Origin of the sequence: Pseudomonas sp. B20(2017), assembly GCF_002113125.1 — a bacterium.
GTDB lineage: Bacteria > Pseudomonadota > Gammaproteobacteria > Pseudomonadales > Pseudomonadaceae > Aquipseudomonas.
In genome coordinates this window covers 95,918-111,497 of the sequence record NZ_NEJP01000011.1, presented here as the reverse complement: position 1 = coordinate 111,497, position 15,580 = coordinate 95,918, and the positions used below count along the sequence as shown (strand labels likewise).

Annotated in this window: 9 protein-coding genes; 6 read left to right on the top strand and 3 right to left on the bottom strand. The window is 62.8% G+C overall.

The features are described from left to right. Together CAF63_RS17265 and CAF63_RS17260 are read right to left on the bottom strand one after the other, a co-directional pair. The gene (locus CAF63_RS17265) at positions 1 to 1,593 is read right to left on the bottom strand and encodes a DHA2 family efflux MFS transporter permease subunit (RefSeq protein WP_085686703.1); all 1,593 of its coding nucleotides are present in this window, start codon (positions 1,591 to 1,593) and stop codon (positions 1 to 3) included. Beyond that, entirely contained in the window at positions 1,590 to 2,711 is a 1,122-nt protein-coding gene (locus tag CAF63_RS17260) for an HlyD family secretion protein (protein ID WP_085686701.1), read from the bottom strand. Before CAF63_RS17260 ends, CAF63_RS17265 begins: the two co-directional genes overlap by 4 nt. A gap of 247 nt (positions 2,712 to 2,958) precedes the next feature. Between CAF63_RS17260 and CAF63_RS17255 the strand changes: the two genes are divergently transcribed. From CAF63_RS17255 to CAF63_RS17230, 6 genes are all read left to right on the top strand, one after another. Next, positions 2,959 to 4,686, top strand: coding sequence for a ShlB/FhaC/HecB family hemolysin secretion/activation protein (locus CAF63_RS17255; RefSeq protein WP_085686699.1), 1,728 nt, complete (start codon positions 2,959 to 2,961; stop codon positions 4,684 to 4,686). Between the two features lie 94 nt (positions 4,687 to 4,780). Then, positions 4,781 to 9,250, top strand: a complete 4,470-nt coding sequence (locus CAF63_RS17250; RefSeq protein ID WP_085686697.1) for a hemagglutinin repeat-containing protein — start codon at positions 4,781 to 4,783, stop codon at positions 9,248 to 9,250. Between the two features lie 111 nt (positions 9,251 to 9,361). After that, a complete protein-coding gene (locus CAF63_RS17245) occupies positions 9,362 to 10,075 on the top strand; it encodes a class I SAM-dependent methyltransferase (RefSeq protein WP_085686694.1) in 714 nt (237 codons plus the stop codon). Positions 10,076 to 10,182: 107 nt separating this feature from the next. Next, on the top strand, positions 10,183 to 10,683 hold the full coding sequence (locus CAF63_RS17240) for a sigma-70 family RNA polymerase sigma factor (RefSeq protein ID WP_045121794.1): 501 nt from the start codon (positions 10,183 to 10,185) through the stop codon (positions 10,681 to 10,683). Between the two features lie 40 nt (positions 10,684 to 10,723). Further along, positions 10,724 to 11,707 (top strand): FecR family protein, encoded by a 984-nt coding sequence (locus CAF63_RS17235; protein WP_085686692.1) that lies wholly within the window; start codon positions 10,724 to 10,726, stop codon positions 11,705 to 11,707. A gap of 98 nt (positions 11,708 to 11,805) precedes the next feature. Continuing rightward, positions 11,806 to 14,229: a TonB-dependent receptor gene (locus tag CAF63_RS17230; protein WP_085686690.1), complete on the top strand. Its 2,424-nt coding sequence runs from the start codon at positions 11,806 to 11,808 to the stop codon at positions 14,227 to 14,229. 133 nt (positions 14,230 to 14,362) lie between these two features. On the opposite strand, the gene CAF63_RS17225 is transcribed toward CAF63_RS17230, so the two are convergent. Beyond that, entirely contained in the window at positions 14,363 to 15,514 is a 1,152-nt protein-coding gene (locus CAF63_RS17225) for an MFS transporter (RefSeq protein WP_064597996.1), read from the bottom strand. Between the last annotated feature and the right edge of the window lie 66 nt (positions 15,515 to 15,580).

Genomic DNA, 15,580 nt, shown 5'->3' with positions numbered 1-15,580 from the left:
TCAATGGGCATCGGCACTCGGCGCGGCCGGTGGTTGCACCTTGCGCATCAAGGGCACCATCGCTGTGGCGATGCCGAAGCACACCATGATCATCAGGAACGTGTCGCCGTAGGTTTGCGTCTGCGCTTCACGGTAGGTCAGCAACCATAGCTGACGCAGGCTGGCGGTGAGGCCGACGTCGCCGCTCTGACCCAGCGCGGCAAAGTTGCCGCCGACCTGGGCCAGCCACTGATTCACCGCTTCATTGCTGCTGTTCAGATGCTCCGCCAACCGCGTGAAGTGCAGGTTGGTGCGGTCGTTGAGAATGGTCGCGCACGCGGCAATCCCGATTGCACCGCCCAGATTGCGCATCAGGTTGAACAGGCCCGAGGCATGCTTCAGCCGCGCCGGTGCAAGTCCCCCGAGCGTCAACGTCACCGCCGGCGGCACCGCCAGTTGTTGGGCAATCCCGCGCAGGGCTTGCGGCAGCATCAATTCTCCGGCGCCCCAGTCGTGGGTGATCGGACTGAATTCCCACATCGACAACGCGAACAACGCCAGGCCCGCCATCATGATCCAGCGCAGATCGACGCGGTTGGCCAGAAAGGCGTACAGCGGAATCGCCATGATCTGGAACACCCCGGTGGAGAAAACCGCCAGACCAATGTCCAGCGCCCCGTAGCCGCGCACCCGGCCGAGAAACAGCGGCGTCAGGTAAATCGTCGCGAACAGGCCGATCCCGGTGACGAAGGAAAAGAAGCAGCCGAGGGCGAAGTTGCGATCCTTGAGCGCGCGCAGGTCGACGATTGGATTGGCCACGTGCAACGTGCGGCCGATGAAGGCCAAGCCGGCGAGGCCACTGATCCACGCGGTGGTCAAAATCGTCTGATCGCTGAACCAGTTCCAGCGAGGGCCTTCTTCGAGGGTGTATTCCAGGCAGCCGAGAAACAGCGCCAGAAACACCATGCTCAGATAATCCGCGCCCTTGAGCAGCGACAGTTCCGGCTGGTCGATCTTGACCAGCATCGGCACGGCCACGGCGACGAAAATCCCCGGCACCAGGTTGATATAGAACAGCCAGTGCCAGGACGAAACGTCGGTGATCCAGCCACCGATCACCGGGCCCAGCGTCGGTGCCAGCGAAGCCACGGCGCCGATGGTCGCGGCGGCGATGACCCGCTGCTTGCCGGTGAAGAAAAAGAACGCGGTGGTGAACACCAACGGAATCATCGACCCGCCGAGAAACCCTTGCAGCGCGCGAAAGGCGATCATGCTCTGGATGTTCCAGGCGATGCCGCAGAGCAGGCTGGCCAGGGTGAAACCGACCGCTGATGCGCAGAACAGCCAACGTGTGGAGAACACGCGCGACAGCCAGCCCGACAGCGGAATCACGATGATTTCGGCGATCAGGTAACTGGTCTGCACCCACGCCGTTTCATCGGTGCCGGCGGACAATCCGCCGCCGATATCGCGCAGCGAGGCCGAGACGATCTGGATGTCCAGCAGCGCGATGAACATGCCGATGCACATTGTGGCGAAGGCGAACACTTTGGTCGCCGTCGCCATCTCGGCGGCATTGAATGGCTGCGCGGAGGCGGTGAGGGCGGTGCTCATGGCGCGCTGGCCACGGCGGTGGTTTCAGGTTGGGCGCGGGTGTCGACTTCAGCCGTCACCGACAGGCCCGGACGCAGATGGCCGAGCACGCCGTCCGCCGGGTCGAGCAGGATCCGAACCGGCACGCGCTGGACGATTTTGGTGAAGTTGCCGGTGGCGTTTTCCGGCGGCAGCACGCTGAACTGCGAACCGGTGGCCGGGGCGAGGCTGTCGAGGCGGCCGTGGAATTCCTGGCCGGATAAAACATCGGCGCGGATGCTCACGCGCTGGCCGGGTTTCATCCGCGCCAGTTGGTCTTCCTTGAAATTGGCATCGACCCACAGACCGCTGGCCGGCACCACCGACAACTGTTGCGAACCGGCCTGTGCATAGGCGCCAACCCGCGCACGACGGTTGCCGATCACGCCGTCGACCGGGGCGCGCAGTTCGGTGTAGCCGAGGTTGAGTTGCGCCAGATCACGTTCGGCCCGGGCTTGCTGGAGGGCGGCGCGGGCCTGTTGTTTCTGGGTTTCGATCACGGTGAGTTGGCGTTGCGCGGCGAGCAGTTCGGCCTGGGCTTTGGCGCTCAAGGCTTGCGCGGTCTTGAAGGTGGCGTCGGCCCGTTGCGCGCTTTCCACCGAGACTGCGTTGGTGGTCACAAGGCGTTTGTAGCGTGCGTTGTCGTCTCGCGAACGCGCGGTTTCGGCGCCGGCGGCATCGATGCCGGCGCGGGCCTGGCCGATCACCGCTTGCTGCAATTGTTCAGTGGCGTCGAGGTTGGCCAGCAGCGCTTCCTCGGCGGCGACCGCACCTTCGGCCTTGGCCAGATTGGCGCGGTAGTCGCGGGCGTCGAGGCGGATCAGCACGTCGCCGGCCTTCACCTTCTGGTTATCGCTGACCAGCACTTCCTCGATGTAACCGGCGACTTTCGGCCCGATCACGGTGACGTCGCCGCCAATGTACGCATCGTCGGTTTCCTCGAGAAACCGCCCGGCGCCCCACCAATGCACGGCGTACAGCCCGGCGAACACCAGCGCGGCCAGACCCGCAGTGGGCAGCAGCAGGCGTTTGAGCAGGGGAGGTTTGGGGGCGCTGACCGGAACGGCGAGATCGGGTTCTACGGTGGGCATGCTGGTCATGGCGTAATACCTGCGGCTAATACCAGAAAAATCAGATCGTTATTACGGCTGTAATATGACGCTAGTAATATTTTGTGGCAATTGTTTTTTATTGCCGGTCGTCAGATGGGGGTGTTGAAAGAAAAGCTGATCATTTGTTTAAGAAATGTAAGCGCTGTAGGAAGCGTCTTGCATTTGCGTAGGAAGGCTCTGACTATCACCGCTATTGATGGGGTGGCATTAAGCCAGTTGATTGCAAGGATGTTGAGTGCCGTATTTGCTTTGCGCTGTTTCTCGTAGTCGTTCTCTGCCACGCCCGCTGTTGTCGGCCTTGTTGTTGAGTGTGTGTGCGCCCAGCGTTCTCGCCGCCGAAGCTCCAGTCCCTGGCCAGGAGGTGCTGCGCCAGCAGCAACTGCAACAGCGTGATCTGCAACAGCTGCAACTCGAACAGCGCAAGCGGCAACTGGAGCGCGGCGCGTTCGGCCCGACGCCTGCCACCCCGGCCATTCCTGAATCGATCAAACCCGACGAACGCTGCTGGCCCCTGAGCGGTACGCGCATCGGCGGCGTTACGCTGATCGATAAAGACAAGCTCAACACCCGCATCAAACCGCTGCTGGCGCCGTGCATGGGCGTCGGCCAGATCAACCATTTGCTGGCGACCATCACCGCGCTGTACGTGGAGAAGGGCTATATCGCCAGTCGGCCGTACTTGAGCAGTGCGCCGGCAGCGGGGCAATCGCTGGATATCCTGATCGATGAAGGCTACATCGAGTCCATCGAGCTGGCGGACCAAAGCCTGCCGGTGTCGCTCGGCGGGGCGTTTCCCGGAATGCTCGGCAAACCGCTGAATCTGCGGGATCTGGAGCAAGGACTGGATCAGTTGAACCGCCTGCGCTCGCTCGATCTGACCGCCGACATCGCCCCCGGCAGCCAGCCCGGTGCGTCAAAAATCATCTTGCGTTCACGTACTTCCGGGCAGTCACGCTGGGCACTTGGTGCCGGTTTCGACAACCTCGGCAGCGCCAGCACCGGTCGTGACCGGGACACGCTGAGCCTGACCGTCGACAGTCCGCTGGAACTCAACGATCTGCTGAGCCTCAGCGCCAGCGACACCCTCAACCGGGGCGACCGCTACAGCCGCAATGCCAGCCTCTATTACGCAATTCCCTACGGCTACTGGACGTTCAGCACCTTCGCCAGCCACGCCGAATATCGTGCGCCGTTCAAGCTCAGCACGGCGACCCTTTACAGCACCGGCATCACCGATCAGCTCAGCCTGCGCGCCGACCGTGTGTTGTGGCGCGACCAGAGCCATCAGCTCAGCGCCAACCTGCAACTGGCGCACAAGGATGTCGACAGCTATCTGGAAAACGTCCGCCTCGGCATTCAGAGCCCGACCCTGACCGTGGCCGAGGCCGGGCTCAATCTGTTCTGGCTCGATCGCGCGGTGTGGAATCTTGACGTCAACTACGCCCAGGGCTTGCGCTGGTTCGGTGCCGACGACGATGCCGATCGCCAGGTCAAAAACCTGCCCAAAGCGCAATTTCGCAAGTACCGCGCCGGCCTCAGCCAGTGGCGCAACGGCCAGCTCGGCGCGCAAGCCTGGCAATGGCAGAGCCAGCTCAATTTGCAGTACAGCCCGGATCCGTTGCCGGCGATCGAGCAGTTGCTCGGCACCGACGATTCCGCCGTGCGCGGTTACCGGGTCAGCAGTGCTTCCGGGGCCAGCGGCGCGATCTGGCGTAACACCCTGCGCCTGCCGCTGCGCAGCGATTTGCCGGTGCAGCTGACCCCGCGCGTCGGCCTCGACCACGGCTGGATCAAGGCCGATCACGGCACTTCGGGCCAACGCCTGAGCGGTGCCAGCATCGGCCTCAACCTGGGCTGGAAAAACCTGCAAGTGGATGTCGATTACCAACGCAGCCTCCAAACCCCGACCGGCCTGCACCACGATCCCGAAACCTGGCTGATGCGGGTCGGATTACAGATATGAACGTCAGTGAACAACAGCCATCGGACCTGAGCGCGACAGCCGTGGCCTTTAACTCAACGCGCAACGTGATGCCGCACTACATGGAGAGTTTTTTATGCCAATGAACACCTTTGCGTTTCATCTTTCCCCACGGGGCAAACTGCGCTGGGCCATCGCCAGCCTGTTCCTGGTCGCTCATCTGCCGGGCGCCATGGCCGGCGGTGTGGTGGTCGCACCCGGCCCCGGCGGCACCGCGCAATTGCAGACCCAGGGCGGCGTGCCGATCGTCAACATCGTCGCACCGAACGGCTCGGGCCTGTCGCACAACCGGTTCCTCGACTACAACGTCGACCGCCAGGGCCTCGTCCTGAACAACGCCTTGCAGGCCGGGCAATCGCAGCTCGCCGGGCAACTGGCGGCCAACCCGCAATTGCAGGGCCAGGCCGCGAGCGTGATCCTCAACGAAGTGATCAGCCGCAACCCGTCGGCCATCAACGGCGCCCAGGAAATCTTCGGTCGCGCGGCCGACTACGTGCTCGCCAACCCGAACGGCATTTCGGTGAACGGCGGCAGCTTCATCAACACGCCGAACGCCAATCTGGTGGTCGGCCGTCCCGAGCTGAACGACGGCAAACTGCAAGCGCTGAGCACCCGCGACGCCACCGGCCAGTTGCAGATTCAGAGCGGCGGCCTGCGCAACGGCGAAGGCTCGATCAACCTGATCGCACCGCGCATTGACAGCCAGGGCGCAATCACTGCACGCGATCAACTGAACCTCACGGTCGGGCGCAATCAGATCGACTACGCCAGCGGCCAGGTGACAGCCGTGGACCCGGCGGGCAACACCACCGATCAACGCATCGACGCCAGCCTGTTCGGCGCGATGCAGGCCGGGCGCATCAACATCGTCAGCACCGCAGAAGGCGCGGGCGTGAAAGTGGGCGGGGTGCAAGTCGCCGGGCGTGACGGTGTGCAGATTCGTTCGGCGGGCGACTTGATCGTCAGCGGTCAGGCAATCCCGGACAGCCTCGACGTGACCCGCGCCGGCATTCGCAGCGGCCAGGGCGACGTCGGCTTGCACAGCGGCAAGGACCTGACCCTGGCCGCCACCGATGTCAGCGGTCGTGACGTGAAGGTCGAGGCCAAACGCAATCTGACCCTGACCACTGTCGAAAGCCGCAAGCTCCAGGAGCAACGCGAGAACTGGAACAACAGCACCATTGGCATTACCTGGGAAACCTACGAACGCACCAAGACCGACAGCGATTCACGCCAGCATGGCAGCCAGATCGTCGCCAGCCGCGACGCGCAACTGTCGTCTGGCAAAGACACCGAACTGAAAGCCGCCAAGGTCGACGCGAAGAACAACCTCAGCGTGCAAAGCGGCGGCGACCTGCGCCTGACCGCCGCTACTGAAAGCCACACCCATACCGATCAGGGCAAGCACCGCAAACACCTGTGGAAAGCCGATTGGGACAGCAGCAGCGAAGAGCAGCGCAGCATCACCAGCCAGTTGAAGGGTGGCAACATCGCGCTGCAAACCGCTGCACTGTTGCGTTCCGAAGGCGCCGAACTGAACAGCGCCGGTGATCTGCAACTGGCCGGCAAACAGGTGGAAATCACCACCGCGACCCGCATCCATCGCAGCAGCGACAACCGTTATTCCGGTGATCTGGTCGGCGGCGGTTTCTTCGGCAAGACCGGCGACGCCGACAAGGGCCAGACCCAGCATCAGGGCAGCAAGATCAACGCGGCTGGCAAACTGGTGGTCAAGGCTGACGACGTGCGCATCAGCGGCAGCCAGGTGCGTGGCGCCAAGGACGCCAGCGTGATCAGCGACAACGGTTCGCTGACCATCGACGGCGTGCAGGACACCTCGCACAGCAACAACCACGACAAGGACAGTAAGTTCTTTGGCATCACCAAGGACGAGTCGCGCCAGAACAGCAAGGACAGCACCACGGTGCGCAGCGAGCTGGCTTCCGACAGCAACCTCAAGCTCAAGAGCGCCAAGGACATCGAAGTTGCCGGCTCCACAGTCAAAGCCGGCGGTTCGCTGACGGCGGAGGCGGCCGGTGAGGTGAATGTGCGTTCGACGCAAAACACCCACGACAGCAGCAACAGCACACAGACCCGTGGCTTCGACGCCTACGCCAAGGAGCAGACGGCGGAGCAGTATCGCGCCGGCGTGCATTACGAAGACAAGGCGCAAACCGTCACTGCCAATGATGTCACCCAGCAAGGTTCCAGCCTCAGCGGCGGCAGCGTGCAAGTGAAGGCGGGCGGCGACGTGACGCTCAAGGGCGCCGAGGTGAAATCCACCGCTGGCGACACCACCCTGAGTGGCAAGAATGTCTCGTTGCTGGCCGAGCAGGACAGCCACAGCACCTCGACCGAAACCCGCAGCACCGGCGGCGGTTTCTACTACACCGGCGGTCTCGACCGCGCGGGCAGTGGCGTGGACTTTTCGCACAGCACTTCGCAAGACACCACCGCTAAAACCACCGCGCAAACCACCGACGTGCAGAGCAGCGGCAGCCTGAACATCAACGCTGACCAACTCGCCACCGAAGGCGCACAGTTCAAGTCCGGCAACGGTCTGAACATCGTCGCCAACGAAGTGGACAACCGCGCCGCCAGCAACACCGAAAGCAGCACTCACAGCGAGAGCAACTGGTCGGCGGACATCGGCGCCAACGTCGAGTACAAAGACATCGCCCGGCCGATTGCCGGCGCGGTGAAGGAAGTACTCGACGGCAAGGTGCCGGACAAGGACGCATTGGCCAATCTCGGTCAGCCGAACGTCGGTATCGACGTGGCAATCGGTCATGCCAGCGCCGATAAAACCGAGCAGGGCAGCAACGCCGTGGTCAGCCGGTTCGACGGCCAGACCGTGGACGTGAAGGTCGGCGGCACGCTGCACGACCAGGGCACCCAGTACGACGCCAGCGCCGGAAAAGTGAACATCAGCACCGACAAACTGGTGGCCGACGCGGCCAGTAACACCCGCAGCAGCACCGAGAATTCGGTGGATGCCAAGGTCGATGTGCGCGTCTACACCAAGACCGGTGAAGACGTGAACGTGGCCGGCAGCGGCGCGGGTGGCAGCAGCCAGTCGAGCAAAGACAGTTCCACGGCAGTGGTCGGCGGTTACGCTGGCAATCAGGGCGTAAACATCAATGTCGGCGGCGATGCCCAGTTCGAAGGCAGCCGTTTCGATGGCGGCCAGGGCGGTGTCAGCGTCAAGACCGGCGGTGATCTGGCGCTGAATCAGGCCAACGACCGCCAGAGCAGCGACAGCTCCAGCCTGCGCGGCGACGGTTCGCTGACCGTTGGCACCTTGCCGGGCACCGACGGCACCAATGTCGATCTCGGCGCTGGCTTCCAGCTCGATCACAAAGGCAACCAGACCACCGACAGCCAGGCCCACGTCGCCAGTATCAGCGGCAACGGCCCGGTGCAATTGAGCAGCGGCGGCAATCAGGTTCAGCAGGGCACGAAGATCGACAGTGCTGGCGCAATCGATCTGAAGGCTGGCGGCAAACTCGACCTGCAAGCAGCCACCGATTCGCACGTCGCCACCGGCAGCAATCTCGGCGGCGGCCTGAAGGCGGGTGGCAGCAAAACCAGCAGCGAGAAGAGCCGTGATCAGGGCGGCAACCTCAGCGGCAACTTCAACATCGGTCGGGTCAACGAGAACACCCAGACCCTCAACGGTGGCCAGCTCAACAGTCAGAACGGCATCGCGCTGAGCGGTGATTCGGTGCATCTGCAAGGCACTCAGGTCAGCGCCCCAAACGTCAACATCGACGCGCAGAAGGGCGGCTTCGTTCAGGAGTCCGCGCAGTCCACCGACCACCGCAACAACTGGAATGTGGCGTTGAGCGCCGGCGGCAATCTGAGCCAAAGCACACCAACCGCCGCCGATGAAAAAGTCAGCAGCGACCACGGCTTCAACGCCGGAGCCAAAGTTGGCGTGGATTACCTGCAAGGCACCACCCAGCAGAACAGCCAGATCAAGGCTGACACGGTGGTGTTGAACAGTGGCGGTGATGCGAGCCTGAACGGTGCGCGGATTGATGCGCGCAATGTCAGCGGCAACGTGGCGGGTGATCTGTCGGTCGAAAGCCGTCAGGACTCCCGCACTCACGCCAAGGTCGATGTCGATCTGGGCCTGACCGCCAAGAAGACCCCGGCCGACGACAAGGGCAAACTCGCGGGCACCGACTACAAGCCAAGGCTGAAAGTCGACGGCGAATACGCGCACAAGGACAGCGTGAAACAGGCCTCCGGCATCAGCGCTAGCCAGGGTGTGAACCTCACCGTCGACGGCGCTACGCAGCTGACCGGCGCGCGGATTTCCGCCACCGAAGGCAAGGTCGATCTGGGCGGTTCGAAGGTCAGCAGCACCGACTTGAGCAATCTCGACTACGGTGTGAAAGCCGGCCTGGACCTGCCACACAAAACCGAAGAAAACGCACCGAAGGTTTCCCTTGAAAACGGCAACCTGAAAGTCGGCCCGGTGACGCTTAGCGGTCATCTGGACAGTCAGTCACTCCAGGCAGGTATTGACGAAAAAGGCTGAGCCACCCTGCGTTCAGGGCTGTTCAGCCGGGTGGCTTGACAGCCCTGCAATAATGGAATGTGCACCGCGATCTGCGCGGTGCACTTGATCACGATGCAGAGGAAGGTTTCCATGGACAATCAAGCACTCAAGGCCTTGTTCGACCAGCAGTCAGCTGTATACGACAAACAGTGGAGCGGCATGGCGCCCTTGCGTGATGCCCTGTATTTACTGCTGGATTCCGTGTTCGCGGGCTTGCCGGCGAATGCCCGGATACTCTGCGTCGGCGTGGGCACCGGTGTAGAAATGGCGCATCTGGCGCAGCAGTTTCCCGGCTGGGAATTCACCGCAGTCGACCCTTCGGGCGCCATGCTCGACGTATGCCGTCAGCGAGCGAAAGAGGGCGGTTTTCTCGCCCGTTGCCGGTTTCATGAAGGCTATCTCGATACGCTGACGGATGAATCCGGTTACGACGGTGCGACCTGTTTTCTGGTATCGCAGTTTTTGCTCGATCCCCAGGCCCGTATCGACTTTTTCCATGAGATTGCCCGTCGTCTGCTGCCGGGCGGGGTTCTGGCGAATGCTGATCTTGCCTCTGACACCGCATCGCCGGCCTATGAAGCATTGCTGCGTCACTGGATGACGCTGATGGCATCGGCCCAGGTGCCGGCGCAAATGCTCGAGCGAGCGCGTCTGGCCTATGCCCGGGATGTGGCGATTCTGCCGGCGCCGCAAGTCGCCGGTCTGATCGAGTCGGCCGGGTTCGAGGCGCCGGTCCAGTTCTTTCAGGCGGGATTGATGCATGGGTGGTTCTGCTCGCGCAAGGCAGAGATTAACGCGGGTTAGAGCGCTGGAGGGGTGGGGAAACAGCTTCGTCGGCATTCCCGAGGAATACGTTGCCTCGGCTTAATAGGAAGCATTACTATTCACGCCCCTTTCCTCAGCACGCCGCAATGATCCCCATGCTGCCCCGCAGACCCGGCTTTCTCGAGCATTACGAAGAGTTGATCGGCACCTGGACCCGTCGCCTGCGCAATCGCTCGCAGGCCGAGGATCTGGCGCACGACACCTTTGTGCGGGTGCTCGAATCCGATTCGTCGGCGGTGCAGCAACCCCGGGCGTATTTGCACCAGACCGCGCGCAATATCGCGGTGGACGGCTATCGGCGTGAGGACCGGCGGGGCGCCATGGAGTCGGAGGCGATCGATCTCAGTGAGTCGCCGACCGGCGATCCGGAGCATTACATGCATGCGATCCAGCTGGCCGATTCCATCGAACGCGCGCTCACGGAGCTGCCGGTCAACTGCCGACGAATCTTCGTCTGGCAGAAGATCGAAGGCCTGACCCAGGCGGAAATCGCCGAACGCCTGGGCCTGTCCAAGAACATGGTGGAAAAGTATATGATCCGCACCCTGCGGCATCTGCGTGATCGCCTGGACGGGGCGCAATCATGAGCCGTGGCGTCTTTTCATCCCCAGCCAAACAGGACATTCCATGATGGATACTCGTGATTGCGCGTGCGGGCAAACAACGGTGCGCGATGACGCGGCACGCTGGTTTGTGCGTTTGCAGGAGCCGGCCGTCAGTGTCGACGAACAGCAGCGCTTCGATGCGTGGCTGAACGAGCATCCGCAGCACCGTGACGAATTCCAGTTGCTGCAAGGCTTGTGGACGGCGGCGGATCTGCTGCCGGCGCCACGGCTTAAAGCTTTGTGCGAAACCCCGCCAGCGCGGCGCGAACGCCGTCCGTTGTTGCGTTATGCCGTGGCGGCCAGCGTGGTGGCGGTGGCGCTCGGGCTCGGCCTGTTCAGCGGTCTGAATCACCCGCAAGGTTACAGCGCCGAGTTCGCCACCGCGCTGGGTGAGCGCAAGCATGTGGCGTTGCCGGACGGCTCGGTGATCGACCTCAACAGCCGCAGCCGCTTGCAGGTGCGTTTCGAGAAGGATCGGCGGCTCATCGAATTGACTGAAGGCGAGGCGATGTTCAGCGTCGAGCACGATACTTCTCGCCCATTCGTGGTCGAGGCCGGCAGTGGCAAGGTTACGGTGACCGGCACCCGTTTCGATGTGCGGCGCGACGTGACGCAAACCAGAGTCGCGGTGGAGCAGGGCACGGTCAAGGTGCAGGGCCGTGATGCGGCCGATGCCGATTTCATCAGCCTCACCGCCGGCCTCGGCACGCGGATCGATGCCCAGGGCAAAGTGGCGCCGGCCTACGCGGTCAACCCGGCGGAACTGACGGCCTGGCGCAGTGGCAAACTGGTGTTCAACAACGCCAGCCTCAGCGAAGTCGTCGAGGAAGTGTCGCGTTATCGCGACAAGCCGCTGAAGGTCTCTAACCCCGCTGTGGCCAATTTGCGCCTGACCAGCGTGTTCAAATCCGATAACACCGATGCCTTGCTCAAGGCCTTGCCGAACATCCTGCCGGTGGCCGTGCGCACCCTTGCCGACGGCAGCCAGGAAATAATTTCAAAATAAAATTCAGGTTTTTTTCGAGTTCGTCGTCTTCCTGTTCAACTGCAACTGGTTTGCATTAACAGCCGCACACTCTTGCGATCCACAGGACTCCGTTCGACGTGAAAAACTCCACCACCAAAAACAAAAAATCCCCTTGGTTACCGCTGGCGCTTGCGCTGGCGGTCAACACTGCCGTGCCGATGGCCTTCGCCGCCGAAGCCATTCACATCCGCGCACAGCCGCTGGGTCAGGCCTTGAGCGAACTGGGCCAACAAACGTCGTTGCAGGTGTTTTTCAGCCCGGACCTGGTCGCCGGCAAACAGGCACCAGCTGTGGACGGCAATCTTTCCCCGGAGCAGGCCCTGCGCCAATTGCTGCAAGGCAGCGGTCTGGACTACCAGATCAATGACGGTTCGGTGACCTTGTCTCCGGCCCCGACTTCCGCCGCCAACGGCCCGCTGGAGCTGGGCGTGACCGACATCAAAGTGGTCGGCGACTGGCTCGGCGATGCCAACGCCGCTGTGGTGCAGAACCACCCCGGCGCGCGTACCGTGATCCGCCGCGAAGTGATGGTCGAGCAGGGCGCGATGAACGTCGGCGACGTGCTGCGCCGCGTGCCGGGCGTGCAGGTGCAGGAAGCCAACGGCACTGGCGGCAGCGATATTTCGCTGAACGTCGGCGTGCGGGGTTTGACGTCGCGCCTGTCGCCACGCTCCACCGTATTGATCGACGGTGTGCCGGCTGCGTTCGCTCCGTACGGCCAGCCACAGCTGTCGATGGCGCCGATCTCTTCCGGCAACCTTGACAGCATCGACGTGGTCCGTGGTGCCGGCTCGGTGCGTTACGGGCCGCAGAACGTCGGCGGCGTGATCAACTTCGTAACCCGCGCAATTCCAGAAAAAACCACCGGTGAAATCGGCACCACCCTGGAAACCTCGCAGCACGGTGGCTGGAAACACATCGACACCGCGTTCCTTGGCGGCACCGCCGACAACGGCATCGGCATGGCGCTGTTGTACTCGGGTGTGAACGGCAACGGTTACCGCGAGCGCAACAACGGCAACGACATCGACGACGTGATCCTCAAGACCCACTGGGCACCGACCGAGCAGGACGATTTCAGCCTCAACTTCCACTACTACGACGCCAGCGCCGACATGCCCGGCGGCCTGACGCAGAAGCAGTACGACGACAAACCGTTCCAGTCCGACCGCGACTATGACGGCTTCAGCGGCCGCCGCAAGGACGTGTCGTTCAAGTGGATCCGGCAGATCGACGAGCGCACCCAGGCGGAAGTGCTGACCTACTATTCCGACAGCTTTCGCGGCAGCACCATCGCCGCCCGCGATCAGAAAACCCTCAGCTCGTTTCCGCGCTCCTACTACACGCTGGGCATCGAGCCGCGTGTTTCGCGTGTGTTTGACGTCGGCCCGACCACCCAGGAAGTCAGCGTCGGTTACCGTTATTTGAAAGAGGCGATGCACGAGCAGTCGAGCCGTCTGGCGCTCGTCAACAATGTGCCGGTGGTCACCAAAACCTCCGACGGTCACGTGTTCCAGGATCGCACCGGCGGCACCGAGGCCAACTCGGTCTACATCGACAACAAGATCGACGTCGGCAACTGGACCGTGACCCCGGGCATTCGCTTCGAGCACATCAGCACCGACTGGCATGATCGCGCCGTGCTCGACACCGCCGGCAAACGCGTGCCGGAGAAGAATCGCAGCATCGAGAGCAACGAGCCGTTGCCGGCTCTGAGCGTGATGTATCACCTGTCCGATGCGTGGAAGCTGTTCGCCAACTACGAGACGTCGTTCGGTAGCCTGCAGTACTTCCAGCTCGGCCAAGGCGGCTCGGGTGATCAAACCGCCAATGGTCTGGAGCCGGAGAAAGCCAAGACTTACGAAATCGGCACGCGCTACAACGATGACGTGTGGGGCGGTGAAGTGACGCTGTTCTACATCGACTTCGATGACGAATTGCAATACATCAGCAACGATGTGGGCTGGACCAACCTCGGCGCGACCAAGCACCAGGGTATCGAAGCCTCGGTGCACTACGACTTGGCGGCGCTCGATCCGCGCCTCGATGGCCTGACCGCCAACGCCGGCTTCACCTACACCCGCGCCACGTACGAAGGCGAGATTCCAGGCTTCAAGGGCCGCGACCTGCCGTTCTATTCGCGTCAGGTGGCCACCGTCGGCCTGCGCTATGACATCAACCGCTGGACCTACAACATCGACGGTTTTGCCCAGTCCAAACAGCGTTCGCCCGGCACTGGCGTGAATGCTGATGGCAGCTTCAATGGCAATTACATCACCGAAGGCACGGCGGACGGGCAGTACGGCGACATTCCGGGTTACGTGACCTGGAACGTGCGTGGCGGGTATGACTTTGGTGCGCAGTTGTCGAACCTGAAGCTTGGCGCCGGGGTGAAGAACATCTTCGACAAGCAGTACTTCACCCGCTCCAGTGACAACAACTCGGGGATCTACGTGGGCACGCCACGGACGTTCTTCGTGCAGGCCAGCGTAGGCTTCTGATCTGTACTGATTGTTCCCACGTCGAACCGTCTGCGTGGGAACACCTCCGCGTCCGCTTTTCTTGGGACGCGGAGCGTCCCTGGCTGCATTCCCACGCAGAGCGTGGGAACGATCTGAACAGATCAGATCAGGCTCAGACCTTCAGCGCTTTCCCGCCAATCGCCACCGCCACCAGCAACGTCGCCATCAGCCCGAAGGCAAAACTCAGGCTGCTGGCGTGGGCGACAAACCCGATCACCGCCGGCCCCGCCAGAATCCCTGCATAACCCAGTGTGGTGATTGCCGGCACGGCGATGCTTTCTGGCATCACCGTCTGCTTGCCCACCGCTGTGTACAACACCGGCACGATGTTCGAACACCCGGCACCGACCAACGCATAACCGAGCAGCGCGGCTTGCCAGCTCGGGGCGAATGTCGCCAGAAACAATCCCGCCGCCGCCAGCAGACCGCCAAACAGAATGATCCGGGTCGCACCCAATGCCCGGACGATCCGGTCACCGGTCAAACGGCCGGCCGTCATGGTCAGCGCGAACGCTGCGTAACCCAGCCCCGCGTAGGCGGTGTCGATCCCGCGTTCCTGGGCCAGAAACACCGCGCTCCAGTCCAGCGCTGCGCCTTCGGTGAGGAACACAATGAAGCACATCCCGCCGATGAACAGCACGATTCCGTGGGGCACCGCGAACGCCGGCCCCGAGCTTTCACTGCCGTAAGGCAACATGTGCGGCACGGCCTTGAACAGCGCCGCGATCAGCACCACGACCACCACCAGCATCGCCGCCAGTGGCGAAAGACCGAGACCGAGCAGGGCACTCACGCCCGCCGCGCCGACGATCCCGCCGAGGCTGAACAGGCCGTGAAACCCCGACATCATGTTCTTGCCGCTGGCCCGCTCGACGATCACTGCTTGCAGGTTTACCGTCGAATCCACCGTGCCGAGCCCGGCGCCGAACATGAACAACGTGGCGATCAGCGCCGGAATCGACGACACCGTCGCCAGCAACGGCAATGCGGCGCAGATCAGCAGCGTGCCGCCGGTGGCCACTTTTTTGCAGCCAAACCGCGTGGCCAGAATCCCCGCCAGCGGCATCGCCAGAATCGAGCCAACGCCCAGGCACAGCAGCAACAACCCCAGCGTGCCTTCATCGAGCCCGGCCCGCGCCTTGGCGTAGGGCACCAGTGGCGCCCACGCGGCGATGCCGAGCCCGGCGATGAAGAAGGCGATGCGCGTGGACATCTGTTCGAGGCGTCCGGGAACGAACGTGTCTTGAGGGGTGAGGCTGGTCATAACGATCCTTGGCAAAAAACGTTTCAGCAGCGGACATCCTTGCACAGCTTTTCTGTGGGAGCGAGC